This is a genomic window from Candidatus Uhrbacteria bacterium, from assembly GCA_016699205.1.
Taxonomy (GTDB): domain Bacteria; phylum Patescibacteriota; class Patescibacteriia; order 2-12-FULL-60-25; family 2-12-FULL-60-25; genus CAIXDN01.
On sequence record CP064964.1, the window covers coordinates 91,151 to 112,043 of the forward strand.

At 48.9% G+C, this 20,893-nt stretch carries 16 protein-coding genes and 1 pseudogene; 8 read left to right on the forward strand and 9 right to left on the reverse strand.

Going from position 1 to position 20,893, the window contains the following annotated elements:
• Nucleotide 1 precedes the first annotated feature (1 nt).
• Nucleotides 2–1,467: pseudogene (locus tag IPH19_00535) on the reverse strand (bifunctional (p)ppGpp synthetase/guanosine-3',5'-bis(diphosphate) 3'-pyrophosphohydrolase).
• A gap of 81 nt (nucleotides 1,468–1,548) precedes the next feature.
• Between IPH19_00535 and IPH19_00540 the strand changes: the two are divergent.
• Complete coding sequence (locus tag IPH19_00540; GenBank protein ID QQR60942.1) at nucleotides 1,549–2,745, forward strand: hypothetical protein; 1,197 nt, start codon at nucleotides 1,549–1,551, stop codon at nucleotides 2,743–2,745.
• A 13-nt stretch (nucleotides 2,746–2,758) separates the two neighbouring features.
• Here IPH19_00540 and topA read toward each other — a convergent pair whose 3' ends face one another.
• The 7 genes from topA to IPH19_00575 form a co-directional block, all read right to left on the reverse strand.
• Nucleotides 2,759–5,338, reverse strand: coding sequence for a type I DNA topoisomerase (gene topA / locus IPH19_00545; protein QQR60943.1), 2,580 nt, complete (start codon nucleotides 5,336–5,338; stop codon nucleotides 2,759–2,761).
• A 17-nt stretch (nucleotides 5,339–5,355) separates the two neighbouring features.
• On the reverse strand, nucleotides 5,356–5,709 hold the full coding sequence (locus IPH19_00550) for a four helix bundle protein (GenBank protein QQR61349.1): 354 nt from the start codon (nucleotides 5,707–5,709) through the stop codon (nucleotides 5,356–5,358).
• A gap of 85 nt (nucleotides 5,710–5,794) precedes the next feature.
• Entirely contained in the window at nucleotides 5,795–6,682 is an 888-nt protein-coding gene (gene dprA, locus IPH19_00555; protein QQR60944.1) for a DNA-protecting protein DprA, read from the reverse strand.
• 235 nt (nucleotides 6,683–6,917) lie between these two features.
• Nucleotides 6,918–7,487: an aminoacyl-tRNA hydrolase gene (locus tag IPH19_00560; protein ID QQR60945.1), complete on the reverse strand. Its 570-nt coding sequence runs from the start codon at nucleotides 7,485–7,487 to the stop codon at nucleotides 6,918–6,920.
• Nucleotides 7,488–7,845: 358 nt separating this feature from the next.
• Nucleotides 7,846–8,595 carry a hypothetical protein gene (locus IPH19_00565; protein QQR60946.1) on the reverse strand — a complete coding sequence of 250 codons (750 nt, stop codon included), beginning with the start codon at nucleotides 8,593–8,595 and terminating at the stop codon, nucleotides 7,846–7,848.
• A gap of 9 nt (nucleotides 8,596–8,604) precedes the next feature.
• Entirely contained in the window at nucleotides 8,605–9,459 is an 855-nt protein-coding gene (gene der, locus IPH19_00570; protein QQR60947.1) for a ribosome biogenesis GTPase Der, read from the reverse strand.
• Entirely contained in the window at nucleotides 9,437–10,924 is a 1,488-nt protein-coding gene (locus IPH19_00575) for an LCP family protein (GenBank protein QQR60948.1), read from the reverse strand. The genes der and IPH19_00575 overlap by 23 nt, the downstream gene beginning before the upstream one ends.
• 146 nt (nucleotides 10,925–11,070) lie before the next feature.
• On the opposite strand from IPH19_00575, the gene IPH19_00580 reads away from it, so the two are divergent.
• From IPH19_00580 to IPH19_00610, 7 genes are all read left to right on the forward strand, one after another.
• Entirely contained in the window at nucleotides 11,071–13,983 is a 2,913-nt protein-coding gene (locus IPH19_00580) for a hypothetical protein (protein ID QQR60949.1), read from the forward strand.
• Nucleotides 13,984–13,989: 6 nt separating this feature from the next.
• Complete coding sequence (locus tag IPH19_00585) at nucleotides 13,990–15,561, forward strand: hypothetical protein (GenBank protein QQR60950.1); 1,572 nt, start codon at nucleotides 13,990–13,992, stop codon at nucleotides 15,559–15,561.
• A gap of 118 nt (nucleotides 15,562–15,679) precedes the next feature.
• Nucleotides 15,680–16,123: a PrgI family protein gene (locus IPH19_00590; protein QQR60951.1), complete on the forward strand. Its 444-nt coding sequence runs from the start codon at nucleotides 15,680–15,682 to the stop codon at nucleotides 16,121–16,123.
• Between the two features lies 1 nt (nucleotide 16,124).
• The gene (locus IPH19_00595; protein QQR60952.1) at nucleotides 16,125–16,811 is read left to right on the forward strand and encodes a hypothetical protein; all 687 of its coding nucleotides are present in this window, start codon (nucleotides 16,125–16,127) and stop codon (nucleotides 16,809–16,811) included.
• A gap of 1 nt (nucleotide 16,812) precedes the next feature.
• Nucleotides 16,813–18,711, forward strand: a complete 1,899-nt coding sequence (locus IPH19_00600; GenBank protein QQR60953.1) for an ATP-binding protein — start codon at nucleotides 16,813–16,815, stop codon at nucleotides 18,709–18,711.
• Between the two features lie 10 nt (nucleotides 18,712–18,721).
• Complete coding sequence (locus tag IPH19_00605) at nucleotides 18,722–19,345, forward strand: hypothetical protein (protein ID QQR60954.1); 624 nt, start codon at nucleotides 18,722–18,724, stop codon at nucleotides 19,343–19,345.
• Complete coding sequence (locus IPH19_00610) at nucleotides 19,296–19,967, forward strand: ComF family protein (protein ID QQR60955.1); 672 nt, start codon at nucleotides 19,296–19,298, stop codon at nucleotides 19,965–19,967. Before IPH19_00605 ends, IPH19_00610 begins: the two co-directional genes overlap by 50 nt.
• Before the next feature lie 545 nt (nucleotides 19,968–20,512).
• On the opposite strand, the gene IPH19_00615 is transcribed toward IPH19_00610, so the two are convergent.
• On the reverse strand, nucleotides 20,513–20,893 hold the full coding sequence (locus IPH19_00615) for a VOC family protein (GenBank protein QQR60956.1): 381 nt from the start codon (nucleotides 20,891–20,893) through the stop codon (nucleotides 20,513–20,515).

The window sequence follows — 20,893 nt, forward strand, 5'->3', positions numbered from 1 at the left end:
TCTATCTTCCACCCGGCAGCATGCCCTTGATCCAGGACGAAATCCTGGATTTTGCGTATTGCTTCACTTTTTGTTTGGCTTGGCGCGTTTTTACGAAGTTTGCCCAATCGGGATTTGGGCCTTTGCGGGACTTGTCGACGATAATATCGACCATGTCTCCGTTTTGGATGTACAGGTGTTTCCGATATCCGTGTGAATGGCGTACGCGAAATCGACGCAGGTACTGTCCTCCGGAAGGTCGATGACGTCTCCTTTGGGTGTGAAGACAAAGATGCGGTCGCGGAAAACGTCGATCTTTAATTCTTCCAGAGACTGGAGATAGAGTTTTTTGTCTTCCATTTCTTTTTGGATATCAGCGAGCTCGCGAACCCATTCCGGTGCGCGCGATTTATTGCCGGTCAATTCAATTTTTCCGTGCTCGTCATAAGCCCAGTGTGCAGCAATACCGAATTCGTTCATGGCATGCATTTCTTTTGTGCGGATTTGGAATTCGACAATTTCACCGTCTTCGCAAAAAACCGTCGTATGCAGCGAGCGGTATCCGTTTGGTTTTGGCTGAGCAATATAATCCTTGATACGGCCTTTGAGCGGCGTCCATTTGCTATGGATAATACCGAGGGCGGCGTAACAGTCGGCGACGTTATCGACAATGATGCGGAGCGCGATCAGGTCGTAAATACGCGCGATATTGCGTTCATTTTTCAGGAGTTTGCGGTATAGCGAATAGAGATGTTTGGCGCGTCCTTGTACCAAAACATTCTGCATTCCAGCTTCTGACAGAAGCGCATCTGTATTGACGATCAATTTGTCGACGTATTCTTGCTTGCCTTCCCGACCGGAACGAGAAATTTCTTTCACCCATTCGTATTCTTTTGGATAGACATACTTGAAAGCGGCGTCTTCAAGACGTCCCTTCATTTCACCCATACCAAGCCGGTTGGCAATGGGAGCAAAGATTTCGAGTGATTCGAGGGCGATGCGGAATTGTTTTTTTGGCGGAATGCTCTCGAGCGTCTCCAAATTGTGCAGGCGGTCGGCAAATTTGATGAAGACAACACGTACATCAGCAGCCATGGTCAAGAACATTTTGCGCAGGTTCTCGATGTATCGCTCAATGCCGCGATATTTGATCTTACCAAGCTTCGTAATACCGCCGACCATGTCAGCGACATCCTCGCCAAATTCTTTCTGAATATCCTCGAGTGTCTTTTGCGTGTCTTCTGGAACATCATGAAGCAGGCCCGCAATGATAATCGGGGCGGGTAAACGCATCTCGGCGAGGTTGAGAGCGGCCGCAAGCGGGTGGATGATGTACGGCTCGCCGGAAGCGCGCTTTTGACCCTCGTGGGCTGCTTTGGCAAATTCGTATGCTCGGACGATATCCTCGCGGCGGGCTTTTGGATCATAAGCAGCCACGAGATCGCAGAGCGCCTCGACGGTTTGGGACTTGTTGGCTGATCCAGACATAGATTTACCCACATTGTAGCAAGTTTTTGAGACCGTCAATGCGTTGCTCCCTGCGAGCGAAACGGGTAACATGTGGTCGATATGAGCGACGCAACCGCCACCATCGTGGAAACGCCTGCCAAGACAGGGGAATTACGCGTCGAATCGCTCCATAACTCGGCAGAAGCGGCGATTGAATCGGGCGATGTTTCTGGTGTTTACCGCATTGCCCAGAACCAGGTTGATGAGACGGTGACGAGAGAGCTCGGTATTTCTAAGATCGATGATGCGCAAACAGCCGCGGTTGCGGGACCAGAAATTATCGCCCTTAAGCAAGCTGATGCCGAGCTTGGAAATCGTACACAGGCCGCATTGGGAAATTTGAAGACCGTTATCGGATCGTTCAACACGCCGACGACACTACCTTCGCGCGAGGCTCCAAAAGCCCCTGAGGTAACTCCAGCTGAAGCAGAAGAAGCTCGTTTGGCTGCGGTTGCCGAAAAAGCCATGCAAGAGGGTCCGCTCACGACAGAAGAAATGGCGGCCGATTTGGAAAAACATGAGGCAGAAGAGTCTCGTAAGGAGATGGCAAAAATTACTCCGGAGGAAGCCGCTACCGCAATACCACTCATTATTAAACGGGAAGATCCGGTTATTACTGTTGAGGAATTAAAACCTGAAGAACAGAAAGAAGTGCAGGAAGTAGCAGCATTGGCGGAACTTGATGAAGATATTGAGCGCGGTGTTCAAACGTTTGAGAAAGAGTTGGCGAAAATTGATGCGGAGCTTGTTGCTGAGAAAAAAGCCTTTGAAGATTTTAATGCATCGCATGGCATGGCTCACACAAAGCTTGAACAAGCTTATTTGGATGCACTCGCAAATAGAATTGCCGCGTTGGAATTTGAAAAGAAATCTCACGAAACAGGCGATGTTTCTTTAGAGGCAAAAGCAAAGGCGGCTGAACTTAAACAGCTGGCAGACAAGGCGGAGTCAAGTTATCAAGAGATGTATAATGCTTTTCTTCATCAGCCTGAAACCGCATCCAAAGAATCAAAGCTCGAGAAAATCGGATTACATCTGGATGAAGAGGATGAGAATTATGAGGCTCAGCAATATGAGCAATACCATCCAGGAAATACCTTTGGCCAAATAAAATCCAGTGGCTCAGCGCGCATGACGAGCGGTAACGGCACATTTGAAGGTGTTTCAGCGTCTCAGACGCAGAAGCCCAAAGGTCGATTTGGCAAGTTTATCGACGGACTTAAGTCCTGGAAGTACTTCACCAGCAAATCATCCTAAAAGAAAACACTCGCTATTCAGCGGGTGTTTTCTTTTTGCGCGGCGCACGTTTGGTTTTGGATTTGGCTGGGCCTTTAGCTGCACGCTCGGCGATGAGCTCGATGGCTTTCTCAAGCGTGACATCTTCCGGCTTCATGTCTTTTGGAATCGTGGCATTCACTTTTCCGTGTTTGACGTAGTTGCCGTATTTACCGCTGTGGAGCGTGATCGGTTTATTATCTTCCGGATGTTTACCGATTTCCTTGCCAACACCGCCGCCACGAGTGCCTTTAGGCTGAGCGAGCATTTCAAGGGCTCTTTCAAGCGTAATCGTTAAAACGTCGTCCGGCTCCTTAATCGATCTAAAGTCGCCGTCATGGACGATATAGGGCCCGAAACGGCCTAAGCCGGCGCGGATCTCTTTGCCAGTATCTTCCTTAACTCCGAGAAGTCGAGGAAGAGCGAGGATGGAGAGGGCTTTGTTGAAATCGAGCGTTTCGAGAGGGATCGTCTTTGGGATGCTGGCGCGTTTAGGTTTCTTTTTAGAATCCTCGACTTCTTCACCGAGCTGGAGATATGGGCCGTAAGAACCGGTGCGCAAGAAGATTGGCAAGCCAGACTCCGGGTCCATGCCAAGCGAGGTTGGTCCTTGCTGAGCGCTCTTCAAGACTGTGTCGACAGCTTCTTTTGTGGCTTCACCCGGAAACATATCGGGTGGGAGGGATGCTTTGATCGGCGCGCCCGTGTTAGGAAGTGTCGACTCGACGTATGGACCAAACTTACCAACCTTAACGGAGTAGCCTTCCAATTCCGGAATGATAATCTTCTTTGCTTCTTCCGGATTAATGTTCTCGAGCTCATCGTTAATGCGATTGCGTAAGCCTTTATCGCCGAGATAGAAGTTGCGGAGATAGGGAAGCCACTCTTCTTTTCCTTCTGCGATTTTGTCGAGTGATTTTTCCATCGTTGAGGTGAAGGTTACGTCGACGAGATCGGAAAGATGCTTCTCGAGCAATTGGGTTACGGCAAAAGCCGTGAAGCTCGGGATAAGGGCGCTGCCTTGTTTGGCGACATAGCCACGATCAAGCAGCGTCGAGATCGTTGCAGCGTAGGTACTTGGGCGGCCGATGCCTTCTTTTTCCATGAACTGAATGAGCGAAGCTTCCGTAAAGCGTGCCGGCGGCTTGGTTTCGTGGGCGAGCGGCTTGGTTTCAACGCAGCTTGGTTGATCGCCGGTTTTTAACTCAGGAAGTGCTTTTTCACGTTCTTCCAAAGCTTGCTCGACATCGTCGGCGCCTTCTACGTAGGCGCGCAAAAATCCAGGGAACAGGATTTTCATTCCTGAGGCACTAAATTCATTTTTGTCAGCAACGATGCGAGCGGAAATCTGCAGTTGCTCAGCATCTTTCATCTGCGATGCCATCGTACGCATCCAAATCAATTCGTAGACATCATGTTCGCTGCCGGAGAGACCGGTTTCGTGAGGTGCGGTAAAGGTCAAGCTCGGACGAATGGCCTCGTGAGCTTCTTGCGCGCCGGCTGCGGCCGCGTGATGTTTTGCCTCGCCAATAAACTCGGCGCCGAAACGCGAGGTGATGCCGCTCTTAATGCCTTTGACCGCTTCTGCCGACAAATTGACCGAGTCGGTACGCATGTAGGTGATGAAACCTTTTTCGTAGAGCGATTGCGCGACGCGCATCGTGTCGCGCGAAGACAGACCGATTTTACGGTTGGATTCTTGCTGGAGCGTAGAAGTTGTGAATGGAGCCGGTGCTTTGCGCTTGGTTTCTTTTTGTGTGACATCCGTTACGTTCCAATCGGCTTTGCGCGTGGAATCGGCGATGGCTTTGGAAGTTGCTTCGTCGAGCAATAAAATATCCTTGGCATCAGCTCTGAGTGTGCCGGTGTTTTCATCAAAGTCTTTTCCGTTGGCGACACGTTTTCCATCGACAAGAACGAGCTTGGCCTCAAACTTTGTTTTATCTTTCTCAAGTTCTGCGAGGACATCCCAGTAGGAGCCTTTGCGGAAAGCCATTCGCAGCCGTTCACGGTCGACAATTGCTTTGAGCGATGAAGATTGAACGCGGCCGGCGGATAGTCCAAAGGCGATTTTCTTCCAGAGAACAGGGGACACCGTGTAACCGACGAGACGGTCGAGAATACGGCGCGCTTCTTGCGCATGAACAAGATTTTCGTCGATGTCGCGCGGGTGTGCGAGAGCAGCATCGATAGCGGTCTTGGTGATTTCATGGAAGACCATGCGCTTCACCGGAACCTTGGGCTTCAAAAGCTGCAAGAGGTGCCAGGAGATGCTTTCTCCTTCTCTGTCCTCGTCAGTCGCCAGATAGATGTCATCGGCGTTTTTAAGCAGCCGCTTGATTTCTGCAACGGTTTTGGCTTTCTTTGGGCTGATGACGTAAAGCGGTGCAAAGTCGTTTTCAACATCGACGCCAAGCTTACCGAAATCGGTTTTTTTGTATTGTTCCGGAACTTCGTCTTGCGAAGACGGAAGGTCACGAACATGACCCATGGAGGCGATCACCTCGTAGTCCTTGCCCAAGAACTTGCGGATGGTTTTGGCTTTGGTCGGGGACTCAACGATTACTAAATGCATAGGGCAGGTTTCAGTGGTCAGGTTTCAGTTTTTAGTAGGGAGGAGATTAGTCCATTCATGATCTTGGAAATCTCGTTGATATCTTGTAGTAGAGCACTTACTTCCAGCGAATACAAATCCTTTATGATTAAGATTTGTGTTTCTATTTCTGCGAGTGAGCCGTGCGCTGTTCTTACAAAGTGCAGGAAATCCTTTCTTGTACCACGCTTTGAACCTTCCGCTATGTTAGAAGGAACTGATATAGCTGATCGTCTCAGTTGATTTTTTAAGCCGAATTCTTCTTTACTCGGTATTTTTTCAAGCAGTAAGTAGATGCTTTTTGTGAGCAGCATGCTTTTCTGCCAAACAATTAAGTCCTTGAAACTTTTGATTGTTTTGTTGCCAGTTGGTCGATTCGCTACTGAAACCTGACCACTGACACCTGAAAACTGTGTAGACATATATATAAGACAAAGGTCATTTATGCAAACGTGAGGACGTTCGAGACCAGAATTGTCCGCCAAGTTGAGCCACATATCCCTTCATCTCGAGTAGCGAGAGATGGGCGCTGGTTGTCGCCGAATCGAGGTTGGCTTGGGTTGCGAGATCATCGATATGGATATGACCGTTTACCAGGGCGAGAATATGACTTTCTTGGGCGGTCAGAGGCATGGAAGCTCGTACTTGCGAGACGAGTTCCGGCCGATCGAGTTTTAAGGAATCAAGAATATCTTGGGCATTTGTGCAGGCTTTGGCGCCGAGCGATAAGAGCCGATTGCAGCCCATAGAAACATCCGACCAAATTGATCCGGGGACAGCCAGGACTTCACGATTATATTCAAGCGCGAGCTTTGCCGTGATAAGAGAACCGCTGCTTTCATTAGCTTCGATCACTAGCGTTGCCGGAGTCCAGCCGGCGATGAGGCGATTTCTGCGCGGGAAGGCGTGCTTGAAGGAGGGCGATCCGGGTGGATTTTCCGAGATGATCGCTCCGCCGTTTTCTAAAATTCTATGCGCGAGCTTGAGATGTTCCCGTGGGTATATCGTGGGCTCGTCGATTCCGGTGCCGAGGATTGCGATCGTGTAGCCGCCTGCTTCAAGAGCTGTCGTGTGTGCTTCTCCGTCGATACCAAGCGCAAGTCCGGAAACGATTCCAATGCCGGCGCTTACAAGTCCGCGCACGATTTCTTGCGTTGCACGGCGACCGTAGGAAGTGCAACGACGTGTGCCGACAATCGAGACGCACGGAATATCTTGTAATATTCCACGCAAGTACAATCCGTTTGGCGGATTGCTTATTTGACGGAGCAACGGCGGATAACGCGCGTCGCTAATCGAGAGCATTTCAATGTTATTTGGAAGCACTCTCTACTCCGTTGTATCAAAATTAAAATTATGTCAAGGGGATATCCTTAAAACAAAACGCCCGCTGGTGGCGGGTGTTTTGTATTGGTTTGGCAACAATTGCAGACTTGGTACTCCTCTATCAGGATATTGTTTTCTGCTCACTGCGTCAAATTCCTTACGGAGCCGATGCGGGGAATCGAACCCCGAACCACAGAGTACCAAGTCTGCAGTTGCCCCAGGCCATCGGCTCGCCTTACACTCCGTTCCACGCATTCATCGTCTTTGTCAAGCCTTGGGAGATCCAATCGTTCATGGCTTGATTAAGTTTTTTTGTTTGCGCTTTCAGTAACTTCTTTTCTGCGGCAGAAAATTTACCTAAAACGTAATCTTCTTTTGCCATGTGACGATCTGGTTTACTAACGCCAATACGGAGACGTGCGATATCGCGTGAACCGAGGCTTTGCTGAATCGACAAAATACCGTTATGACCAGCAGGTCCGGAACCGGTTGAGAATTTGAATGATCCAACATCAAAATCCATTTCATCTTGAACGACGAGAATATCGGCGTTGTCCATTTTGAAATAGGATTTGAACATTTGTACCGAGTTGCCGGAAAGATTCATGAAGGTCAGCGGACGAGCGAATAGAATCTTTTTACCGTCGATATTGGCTTCTGCGACCTCGGCATGAAAGGCTGCTTTTTTGGAGAATGGCGTTGCGCCCACGCTTTCTGCGAACGCTGTAATAGCGTCCCAGCCAATGTTATGGCGGGTTCCGTCGTATTCCTTGCCAGGGTTCCCGAGACCGACGATGAGTTTCATGTGGGTAATGATATGCTATTCTGTCATAGATATGCAAAAGAATCATGATGCGGATCGATATTGGCTCGTGACTTTTGGTTACTGTTTCTCAGCTGCATTCATTTTTAATCTTGTTTTAGCTGTTATCTTTTCTCAATCGGGTTCATTTGATTTTGGAGGTGACTTATTATTAATTTTTGTTGGCATCCCTTTATTTATTGCAATTGCTACTGTGATGATTGATGAGGCGAGATCAAAGGTCCGACCTGCGAACGTGTCTAAAAAAAGACATTGGGTCAAAATACTTATTTTCATTCTCCTCTCACAGGTCATTTCGTATGTGCCCTACACACTTCTTCGCAATACTTTAGAATGGTACTCATACGATAGCCGGTCTCCTGAGGGGAACGCGAAGCGCTTGAACGCACAAGAGAATCGTAACCCTTATATACAAGGTGGATCTGTGTACATCAAATAACAAAATTCCCGCCAAAGCGGGAATTTTGTGCTTAGTAGCGGCGACCACCGTGCTTCTGACGGCGCATGGTCTGGTTGACGAGCTTTTTTCTTTGTGGCGGACTTTTCCGACGACGGCTTCCATACCTGGACCGTTTACGTTGCGTTTCTTTTCCGTCTTGGCCATCGGCAAGTGGCGGACTTTGACGCGGATCGGGGTACCGGTGAAGGAGAATTTATCGCGTAAGCGCTTTTGGAAGAACTTGAGCCAGTTATTGTGCAAGTTGTCCTTGTCACCGTGTACCGTGACCAGGAAGGTCGGCGGTGCGTGGCCAGTTTGGGCGACGTCGTAAATACGAGGGGATTTTGGACCGTAGCTGGCAAGCGGCTTCATCTTTTGAATACACCACTTGAGTACGCGGTTTACGGCGTTATAGTCGATGTGACGCATGCGTTCCTCTTGAACCTTTACAGCCATCTCGATGAGTTTTCCGGCGCGCAAATCTTCCTTAGCACTCACAAAGACCATCGGAGCCCAGGAAAGGAATGGGAAAAGCTGACGAATCAGCATTTCATATTCATTGGTAGAACCCGTGTCTTTGTTCTGAACTAAATCCCATTTGTTAGCGACCAGAATCAAACCTTTGCTCGATTCCTCCAACATGCCAGCCAAGTGGCGATCCTAAGCAGAAGGATCGACGGTTGCATCAAAGACGAGCAAGGCAACATCGGCGGCTTCAACAGCTTGGCGATTACGTTCGATCGCTGCTTCTTCAATTCCTTTTTCTACGCGCGAACGCTTGCGCATACCAGCGGTATCAACAATCACGACTTCCTGTCCGTTGTATTTCAAATGCGTGTCCTGAGGTTCACGCGTGGTGTGGGGGATCGGGGATACGATGGAGCGCTCCTCGCCAACGATGGCGTTTACGAGAGAGGACTTTCCGACGTTCGGGCGGCCGACAAGCGTGATGCGGAGCGGGCGGGCTTCCGGAATAACCTGCGGCGGCTTACCGATGCGGTTGAGTTCGATAAACAATTCGTCGAGCAAATCTCCAGAGCCGAGAGAAGTAGCTGCGCTGACGATGTGTGGGACGCCAAATCCGAGGGCTTGCCACTCTTTAGCCATGCCGTCGTTGAATTCACGAAGCGTATCGACCTTGTTGGCCACGAGCCAGACATTCTTGTGAAGCTTGCGTACGTGGCGAGCGAGATCGAGATCCTGCGGCATGATTCCGGTACGAGCATCGACCACAAAGAGAACGACGTCTGCTTCTTTGATGGCTTTCTCGGCTTGTTTGCGGATACCTTCGCCGATCACATCTTTCTCCGTATCCATTCCACCGGTGTCGACCATTTCAAAAGAAGCTCCGTTCCAAATAACGGGAGCGTAGTTGCGGTCGCGGGTTGTGTGCGGACTGGCGCTGACGATGGCACGGCCGGACTCAGTCAAGCGATTCCACAACGTGGATTTACCGACATTCGTACGTCCTACCAAGGCTACACGCGGCAAGTCACGGCCGAGTTTGTGTCGCATACGGATTGGCTACCAGCGCATAGGAGCTCTCGCCGAGAAGGACGAGGAAATCCGTATCTTCATTAATGATGACTTCCTGGGTGGAAGCGGCCGTGTAGACGGCGCGTCGCTTGATTCCGTCGGAACCGACCGTGGTCGTAACCGAGGAAAGCGATACATCAGCAGCGAGCTGGCGGCGCAATTTGGCTAGTTCATCGGATTTTTTGCCATCTGTCAAGTCTACCAGGAGGGTCCGGGTGTAGTTGCGTCGGTTGGCATTGCCCATGTTTTGGGCAGAAAAGCCCTCTAAGTTGAGGTTATTGCTGATTTGGAAGGCTAAACCAGTGTGTAGAGTACCGTTTTTCACCTCGACTTTGGAGAGCGCTGGGGCGTCTTTAGCGCGCTCTTCATCGCTAGCAAAGGGGTCTTTGACGAGGGATTTGATGCGGGTCCAGTCATTACCGCGAGGGAAGAGGAGGACGTTGCCGTTCAGGTTGGCAGCGACGAGTTCACCATCTTCCGCATCGGTAAGAACATGAAAGGTCATGTTCTCGGTAGAGAAGTCCTGGAGTAGCGGAGCTAATTTAATAGCGTCCCAAGGAGAGAGGTCGGATTGGAGATGGCTCGTGATCGCTTGGTAGAGCTTGGCGAGTTTGCCTGGATCGCCGAGTGTATTGAGTGACAAAAGCTTTTGACGAACGGCGATCATCACTAATTGCTGACGGCGAGCGCGAGCAAAGTCGCCGCCCTCGCCGTTGGAGCCGTGACGTGATCGAACGTAAATAAGCGCCGTCTTACCGTCCATGACTTGCGGACCCTTTCTAAACGAAACGGTTTGCCACTTTTCATCCGTTGTCGGGTACTCGCTATCCGTGAAGGAACGCTCTACATCGATATTGATACCGCCGATGGCGTCGATAAAGGCTGCGAAGCCGCGGAAATCGATACGGACAACGTGATCGATGTTAACACCGAGGAAATCAGAAAATTTGCGAGCGGTACGGATAGCGCCTTCACCTGGATGATCTTGTTCTTCCCAAGCGTGAACGGCGTTGATCTTTTCAAATGTTCCGTTGCCACGCGGATAAGCCATGTCGCGAGGGATAGAGACAATGCCGACTTCTTTACTGTCGAGATCGACGGTGGCGAGCATGATGCTGTCTGTCAAAAGCGAACCATCATGACCGGCGCCGCCGATGCCGAGCACGAGAACGCGCATGAGATTTGGCTCGTTGTCTGCTTGTCCGGTGATGGTGCCGACTTCTGCAGGGGAATCACCAAAGACGAGCTGACGGACATCGCTAATCACCGGAAGGTTGCCGAATTCCGTGAAGACCGACGTGCCGCGCTCAGCTGAGCGATAGGAAGCAGCGGCGCCAGCAAAAGAAATAAGCGCAACAAATAGCGTAAAAACGCCGGCCAGCGCAAGCGTTTTGCGGCGGGCAACGGCGTCATGATCGACGTTCAAAAAATTCACGGACGACATGTCGTGTAGAAAGCAAAATCGTTTTTGAGATTAACACAATTTATGACAGAGAGCAAAGAGCATGGAGCATCCAGCCTCTGGGGGTAAATACACTTCACCCGGGCATGTTCTGTGCTTAATGTTCTATGTTATACTGTTAGCGATTTATGTCTTTGCGTTCATTGGCCGCTTGGAAAAAGCCTCTTGTTGTTAGTTTGCTGTTTTTTCTGATCGGTACAAATCTCTTAACGATGTTTGCGCCCACCGCGCATGCGCAAGACGGGGGTCGAGCCGCAGATGCCGCTGCTGCATTAATCGGTTCTGAAGCAAGACCAAGTGACAGTGCAGCGATTCGGATGGCGAGCGAGGCTGCTGCTTCTTCATCGGCTGTAAGTACGAGCGATGCTTGTACCGGCAGCGGTGTATTTGGTCCATTTTTAGGGTTTATCTGTAGCGGCATGACACTGGTTCTTGGGCTTATTGTTGAACTACTTGGCAAGCTTGTTACATTGATTTTGTCCATTCTTCTCGCCTTCGCAAAATACAATGCATTCGCGAGCGCGGCTCCGGTACAAGTTGGTTGGCCGATCGTGAGAGACATCTGCAACATGTTTTTCATCATCGTCCTTTTGGTTTCCGCTTTTGCGACGATCATCGATCAAGCACAGAGTGATTTGCATTACACCAAGGTATTACCAAGGCTTCTGGCGATGGCTGTGTTGATCAACTTTTCAAAAACGCTCATCCAGCTGCTGATTGATTTTTCGCAGGTCGTGATGCTCACGTTTGTAAATGCGTTTGCCGCTTCGGCGAGCGGTAACTTTGTTAATGCTCTCGGATTGACGACGATCATGCAGCTCGACACATCAGTTCCAGCAGGCACGGCAAACATGGCAAATATCATCATCTCGTACATGCTGGCGATTTTCATGCTTGGCATCATGATCTCGGTTGTCAGTCTTCTGACGAGATTCCTTATTTTCCGTATTGTCGGCCTTTGGATCGCACTTATTTTTTCACCTCTTGCTTTCTTTGTTACGGCGGTTCCAGGACGTTTGGCAAAGGGTCTCGGCAGTATTGCGAGCGATTATTGGGGTCGATTGGGCAGCTTGTTGAGCGGAGGACCGATTATTGCTTTCTTTTTGTGGCTTACGCTCGCCATTGTTCAGCAGGCGAACTCTGGAGCAGCAGGACAAGGACTTTCTCAGGTTTTGGACTTTGAAGTTGAGGGACCCGTGCAAGTTTTTTTGACTTCTATCGGTAATGCGCAGTCGATCGCGTCGTTCGTTGTCGGTATCACCTTGTTGATGATGGGCTTGGATCAGGCCGTGAAAACATCCGGACAAATCAGCAGTACGTTGGGCGCTTTTGCTAGTAAGGCGAAGAGCGCAGGTACGTCGCTGGGTCGATTGGGTGCGTTGGCGCCGTTTTTGGCGGCTGGGTATGGAGCTCGTGCAGGAGCGCGAGCTGTTGATCAACGCTTTGATGTCACGAGACGTGCTTCAGCGCTTGGTCTTAAGACCGTTGGACGTGTTCCAGGTGTCGGGTCCGCTGTACGTCCGACGTTGGCGCGCGGTCTTACGATGCGAAGAGAAGAAGCTGCTGCTCAGGCTGCTCAGGAAGCCAAATTGGTTGGAAATGTTGCCAAGTTTGGTACTGATCAAGAACAGAAGATGGTCGGAAAGACTTACAGTATGAGCGGAAGCGCGTTCCGTACTCTTGGAGCTAGATCCGGCTCGATGAAAGTCGCCGAGATTTTGGCCACCGACAAGATTCGCGATCGCGAGATCAAGAAAAATGAAGAGAGCTATGTTGACCGCTTGAAGGCCTCCGGTATGTCGGAAGCTGAGGCGAAGAATGGCAGCAAGGTTTTGGCTGAGAAGGATGCTTATCGCGAACAGATGGGCTTTATTCAAAATCAGATCGAGTTGGCACGCGGACTTGGCGACTTGGACAAGGTCGAAGATCTTGAGAAGGCGATTCGTATCAATCCATACATGGCTTCCGATAAAGACCGCCAGTCGCAGATTGATAAGCTCGCTACCGATCCAGAGAAGTACAAGGATATTAATAAACAGGATGCGATGAGTGGAGATCTCTTAACTGGATTCATGCAGAAGCATGGATGGGAAACCAATGCAGCAGGGGAGCTCGCCATCAAAGACACGGCTGCTTATGACCGTTTGAAGGAATCTGTTCAGAAGTCTGGCAATAAGTCGCTTCTTGAAGGCTTGGAGGCACATGAGACGTTTGTTGTTAATTCACCAGGGCTTAAAACATCAGAAGCCACACAGTTACAGCATCGCAAGAATTCAGCAGATGGCATGATTCAATCATTCAGTGTAGCCAGAGAAAATGGAGAGTGGCAGAAGGATTCGTCTGGTAATTTGAAAGCTGGAACACGTGTTCAAACAAAAAACTATACAAAGTCCCTTGCAGATCTTGAATCAGCAACAGCAGCCCGTAAAAGCTCAGGTGATACTGTGCCTCGTGATGTTATACCGCAAAACAATATTGCAAATGCAAAGCTTGCCGATTCATTTATCTCAAACAATGGCACGCTGACGGACTATCTAGCTAAAGCAAAGAGTAGCGATGTCGATACTCTGCCTATTCAGACTATCCAGTATCAAGTTTTCAATGGAGCGGAATCTGGTATCGCTGCGCTGAATACCGGTGACTCAATCAAGGCAAATGAGACATTGAAACCCGTTAGTAGAATTCTCGCGCAGATTGATCAACAAGGTATTTCAGACACGATGCAATCGGATATTATCGAGTCGTTCTCGACTGGCCTTAGGGACGTTTCAGGAAAGATCAATACTTCATTTGTAAGAAATATCGATAAACTGACACCACAGATTCGAGATTCCTTGGTGAAAACATTAGAAACCGCTAAGAAACGTGCGGACGACATACTTCAGAATGTCGCTAAAGATAAGATGACGGAAGCACAGAAGGAAGTTGTTGCATTTTCAGATGCTGTTTCTAAGGAAATTGATATCAATCGCAAGAACATCAACTCACGCATTCTCAATGCCTATCGCCCAGGTCGCGATCGAGCTAGCGGAAATACATAATCATCTATGACTCATGATGAATGGCTGGAAGGCTTTAATGCCGCGCCGGATGCCGTTCAGGAGTACCTGCTCGGTCCCTCTTCTGGAACAGCTGAAGACGCAGCTCAGACGCGATTGGCTTACGATAATGATGCCTGGGACCGCTTGATGGATGCGGTTTGGGATCTGCTGTTCAAGAAAAGTTCACGCGGCGAGTTTGAAGCAAAATTAAAGATCGTTGCAGGGGATAGAAAACCGGAAGAAGTCGAGCGCGTGGTTTTGCGCTGGGTTGTATTACCTTTAGCGGATTTGGTTACTTGGGATGTCGAGGCGCGTTTACTCGAACTCGGGGTTCCGATTGGAGAAATTCAGGGTGCCGTGCGCGTTTCTTTGCGTCCGGTATCGTATGGCGCGGCTGTGCGACGTATTGCATCGACAGCAAAGATTAGCTTGTTGAATGAGGAGATCGTTAGAAAGATTCGTGACGTCATGGTCTCGGTTATTAAAGGCGTGAGATCAAAGGAACAAGCGCTTGAGATTTTGCAAAGGCAGCAGTCGGAGGGAGGTTTGGGATTCGCTCCTCAACAAGCACAAGCGTTTATTGCAGAAATGGAAACGTTTTTGGCGACAACGCAGGTCATGTCAGAGCAGGAATATGCCGAGTGGTATCGAAACTTTCAGCAGCAGTCGAATGCAGAGGAGGCGGAGGCTGCGAGCGCAAAACAGAAATCATCAGGCGACGAATTGAGTGGTGCAGGTATGCCAAAACCAGCCGTAAGCACGGATCCTGTTTTGGAAGCGGCTATCGATAGTGGGATGGCGCAGATCGGTGATTTGAAGTTGGATGAATATACAGCCAAACGCTTGAGGAATGTTGTGTCTACGCGTCTACGCGACGTGAGAAATGCCATGCAAACAAGAGCCATGCTGGAACGCGAGACGCATGTTGGCGGCGTGGGTCTGGCTCCGGACGTTGCGGCGCGGGTTGCTGCTATTATCGAGTCTACGTATCAGACCCAGCATTCTGCAATCGATGAAGAGCAGAGAAAGAGGATCGAGAGCATGCAGGATGAACAGCGTAAGAAGATTGATGAACGAAAACAGCGTGAGAGCGAGGAGCATGCGGCTTGGTACAAGCAGAAAGTTGCTGGTGCGAAGGGAGATATAGCCGTTGAGCAGTTGCGGGCAGCGATGCAGGGGCAGGTTTTAGTGGATAGTGGTCAGGTTTCAGTGCAAGCGAAGCCTTCCATGATTGATATCGTGCCTCCGATGCGTCTTTCTGGACTTGGTGATGAATTAAAGTCGATGGATATTGAAACATTCCGTAGACAAGCCAAGACGCCAGAGCAGGCGGCTGAGAAGATTTATCAGAAGCTGGAAACCCTAAAGCGCGAGAACTTTGAACGCTGGACGGATGGCGTTGCCGCTTGGAGATCATCGCCATTACAGCAACAGTATCTGCGTTTAGTAACTGAAAGTTTCTCAACGGCTAAGCCGGTTGCACAACTCGTAGAGGAGAAGCGTAAAATTGATCCAAATCTACCAACAGCAGAGGAATTGGGAGCGATTATTGCGCTGAATGCCAGGATTCAATTTTAGTTGTCATCCCCGTGAAAACGGGGATCCAGCTGAGTGAGATTGAATAAATGCTCGGATTTGTTAAGGCTGGATTCCTGCCTTCGCAGGAATGACAAGCATTGTGCTATAATTACATCAAATGCCAGAGAAATTCGTTGTACCTCAATTTATCGATAACGAAGATAAAATTCTCGGCCCGATTACGGTCAGACAATTTTTGCTGTCTCTAGGTGGTACATTTGCGATATTTATCGAGTATCGTATTTTTACTTTGCCATTTTTCATCATCTTGGCGATTTTGACTGCAGCTTTTGTCGGCGTGTTTGGATTCTTGAAGATTAATGGCCAACCATTCCATTTGTTTTTCGTGAATGTCCTGCAAACCATGTCTCGGCCTAGGCTTCGGGTATGGCATAAAGCGTTGAATGATGCCGAGTTGAAAGTTTTGGCGATTATGGCGCCTAAGGTGGAAGCGATCACGGCCTCCGTTACCAAGAGTCGTCCGGAATCGACACGTTTAAGGGATTTGGCTCTCACCGTAAATACGGGCGGGGTGTACAATCCTGATGAAGATCAGTCCTGATATGCAAAGCGCAAAACTAGCCGGACCTAAACCCGGAGTACCATCACAACGTTTCCTCGATGTCGCAGAGATCCGCGACAATATTGTCATTATGCGCGATGGAACATTACGTTCCATTTTGCTTGTTTCCAGCATCAACTTTTCGTTGAAGTCTGTTGATGAACAAAATGCCATCGTGCAAGCCTATATGCAGTTTTTGAATGGATTGGATTATCCGATTCAGGTCGTCATCCAGTCGCGTCGAATGAATATCGATAATTACATGCGCCAGTTGGATGAGAGCGAGAAAGTATTAACCAGCGATCTTTTAAAGCGCCAAATTCATGACTATAAAGATTTCGTTGTTCAGCTCGTAAAGCTTGGTGATATCATGCAGAAGCGATTTTACGTGGTTGTTCCGTTGAACCCGGCTACGGACAAGGGGACGGTGCAGAAGGGATTTGCCCAGCGTTTAGCAGAAATTTTTTCGCCAACCATTGTTGGAAAACTTACAGAGGAACGTTTTCAAAAATTGCAGTTCGATCTCAGCTTGCGTGTGAATCAAATTATCGGCAGATTGGCGAGTATGTCGCTTAATGCCGTGCAGCTTGATACGCAGAGTTTAATCGAGATGCTGTATACCGTTTATAATCCGGAATTGTTTGAAACGCAGCGCATGAGCGATATCAGTAAACTCCAACTCGAATAATATGGCCTTTACACCGGAACAAAAACCAGGCTTTGACCCTTCGCAGATCACGAAGGGCGGTGTTGGCTTGCAAAAAGGCCCAAATAAGGAAGAACGCGCCAAGGCCACAGAAGAACAAAAAATCGCTCTTGAGGAAGAGCGTATTTATCGTAAGGGTGTTGCATCGATCAAAGATTTGATTGCGCCAGCATCAATGGTCGTTGAACCGTCATTTGTGCGTCTGGGCGATGTTTATTGCCGTACGCTGTTCGTCGTCACGTATCCGCGTTATGTGACGGTTGGATGGGCCTCGCCGATTATTAACTTGTCGGCACAGTTGGATATCGCGATGTTCTTTTATCCGATTAAAGCGGATATCGTTTTGAAGCAGCTCAAGCGTAAAGTCGGTGTCCTTGAAGCGCAGATTTCTTCTGATGCCGAGTCCGGAAAGCCTCGCGATCCGATCAATGAGACGGCTTTGCGCGATATCGAGCAGCTGCGTGATGATTTGACGCAGGGTATTGAGCACTTTTTCCAATTTGCGTTTTATTGCACGTTCTATTCAAAAGATAAGGATGAGCTGGAGCGTGTAACATCAAGTGTAGAAAGCACATTTGCTGCGATGTTGATTTATACGCGTCGATCGTATTTCCAGGCTGAACAAGGCTTCAACTCGACATTGCCGGTTGGAAACGATGAGTTACAGATCACCTTTAACATGAGCACCTCGCCGATTGCGTCGTCTTTTCCGTTTACATCGGCGGAGCTTACGAGCGATAACGGTATTTTGTATGGCGTGAATCGCCATAATAACTCGCTCATCATTTTTGACCGTTTCTCGCTTCAGAACGCGAATGCGATTGTCTTTGCTACTTCTGGTGCCGGTAAATCGTATGCGGTTAAGCTCGAGATCATCCGATCGTTGATGCTTGGCGTGGATGTTATCGTTATCGATCCAGAATCGGAATATAAGCATTTGTCCGATGCCGTCGGAGGAACGTATATCAACATTTCTTTGGCCTCGCGCTCCAAGATCAATCCATTTGATTTGCCGAGACCGACAGGAGAAGCGTTTGCTGTCGAGGATATTATCCGAAGTGCTGTTATTACGATCAAAGGCTTGCTGCGCTTGATGTTGGGCAAGGTTACGACGACAGAAGACTCGATCTTGGACCGAGCATTGCTTGAAACGTACGCCAAGAAGGACATCATGCCGGGCGCTGATCTCTCATCGGTCGAGCCGCCAATTTTGCAGGACTTCCAGAGTATTCTTGAAGGCATGGAGGGGACGGCCGAGTTGATTGTCAAACTTAAAAAGTTTACGGAGGGCACATTCTCCGGTCTTTTGAACTCGCCGACCACCGTGCAGATGAATAATCAGCTCGTGGTTTTCTCGGTGCGTGATCTTGAAGATGAATTGCGATCCATGTCGATCTATACGATTATCAACTACATTTGGAATGTGGTGCGATCGGAACGTAAGAAGCGCATTTTGATTATTGATGAGGCTTGGTGGCTGATGCAGTCGGAAGATTCTGCCAAGTTTATCTTTGCTCTCGTGAAACGCTGCCGTAAGTACTTCTTGGGAATCACGACAATTACACAGGATGTGAATGACTTTTTGACTTCACCTTACGGACAGGCGATTGTAACCAACAGCTCGATGCAGCTTTTGTTAAAGCAATCGCCGGCTGCCATCGACCTTGTTGCCAGAACATTCTTGCTGACGCAGTCGGAAAAATATCTTTTGCTTGAGTCTGGCGTTGGTGAGGGTATTTTCTTTGCCGGAGCCAAGCATGCCGCTATTCAGATCGTTGCTTCTTACACGGAGGACCAGATCGTTACAACGAATCCGCAGCAACTGCTCAAGATCGAGGCCGCCAAGAAGGAGTTTGAAGAATCACAAAACCCTGGAGTCTAGAATTTAATCTATGAGAAATCGCATTCTACTTATCTTGCTCGTCATCGCCGCTCTTGCCGGCGTTATTGCCGTTGTCTGGTTCATCTTGCGACCGGTTCTTCCGGGAGGTTTAGCACCTCAGCCGCCTGGATCGACACAGAATCAAGCTGAGAAGCCGTTTAATCCGACGCCTGCCTTGCCGCAGCCAACGACGTCGACAGGAACGGTTGATGCAACGTCAGCCGCTGAGCGGGAGCGTCAGGCGCAGGAAGCCTTGAAGCGCACGTCGCTTGATATGGCAGCTCGCTTGAATACCTATTCAAATGCTGATGGATTTGATGCGTTGCGCGTGCTCCAGGCTAGCGTTGATCCGGCGATGGCATTAAAGCTGGAAGCGACGCGTATTGGCTTGCGTCGTGATCATCCAAGCTTTGGAAATTCCTGGGGCCAAACAGTTCAAGCTCTCTCGGCCGAGATCAACAGCCCGCCGCCAATTTTGACCGCAACCCAAGCTTCCGTGACTGTTCAGGCGCAAACGACGGTTGAGGATGCTGGGAAAGCAAATGTTGTTACGCAGAATGGTATCGATCTGACGTTTAAACGCAATGGCAATGCCTGGGTTGTCATCGACATGGGTATCCGCGCTGGCGAATAAGATACTCGATAGCTTATTTCCGCCCGTCTGTATCGGTTGTGGTACAGGCGGGTTTTGGTGTTGTGATGATTGTCTCGAATCGATCGATTTTGCCGTAGTGGCGCCTCACGTTGAAGGAATTGATCGATTAAAGATTATCGGATCTTATGCGCATCCGGTCCTTAGAAAATTGATGACGAATTATAAATATCGATCCGCAAGATGCTTTGAACCGACGCTACGCGAACTTGTCAGACGCTGGAGAGATCAGACAGCTTTCAGAATCGAAGGGGATTGGACGATTGTTCCAACACCAACGGATGAGAAGCACATTTTGGAGCGCGGGTTTGACCATACGGAACATCTGGCGATGATCGTGCGTGATGAGCTCATACCACAAGCGAAGGTCATGAAACTCATGAGGCGCAATCGCAAGACTGAAGCGAATGCAAATTTACATGATATAGAACTGCGTAAGGGAAATCTTCTGAATTCGATTGAGTGTATCGAGCAGGTGAGTCGGAATATCCTACTAATCGATGACATTGTTACAAGCGGAGCGACAATGGGGGAATGTGCCAAGGCTTTGCGTAACGCTGGGGCAGAAAAGATCGAGGGATTTGCTTTTGCTTTGGGTGGTTGAAATAAAAATCCGCATATTGAGCGGATTTTTATTTCAGAGCTACGCTGTCCTCTCTACGAATTCCTTAAACGCTACCAAATATTTCATGGATTGTTTTTTAAATGCTCCTGGCATCAAGAAGCCAATAATTTTCATAAATCCCTGAAATTGGAACTCCTGTTCCGTGATATACTTTGTTTTTGTCTCGGAAATGGGTATAAAAATATTTTTTACAATATTGAATACCCCCTTTGCCTCATACGTACCCGTAATTCTTTTGGAAGATTTCTCACGGTCACTGTTTCAATCATCTCCATCTCACCTCTGTCCGTCTTGAACTTTAGACGTGATTTTGCACCTACCTGGCCAGGCTCACCGCTTATTGGCTCAAACTGATAAGCCCCTCCATCCACTCTTTAAGTTGTCTTGGTTATCAAATAACTCAATCACCTTGCTCATTGGCCGGTCGATAACGATTTCTGAAGAGTATTTCATAAAATGATAGTCTAGGATTCTGTTGAAAACAACAGCCTGCGAATAGGGTATTAATGGGGAGGGCCAACCGTTTATTTTTTTGAGAAGAACCCTACAGTATTGCCTTCTGTATCAGAAAAGAAACCGAAGAAACCAAAGCCTTCTACCGGCACTTTTGCCATAAGCACCTTGCCGCCTGCGGCTTCAACACGGTCGAGCTCACTACAGTCTTCCGAATAGAAATAGACCATGGTTCCAGTGCCCCCTGGTTTGCTTTGATTGTTTTTTACCAATGCTCCGGCTGCACCCTCGCCATCATCAGTCCATGGGAAGGCATACATCGTCATCCCCATTTCTTCTGGCACAGGCATCTTATGAAGCTCTTTACCGATTACTGTCTCATAAAATTTTTTAGCTCGATCCATGTTATCGACAGAGATCTCAAACCATGTCACGACGTTCTTGTTTGTCAT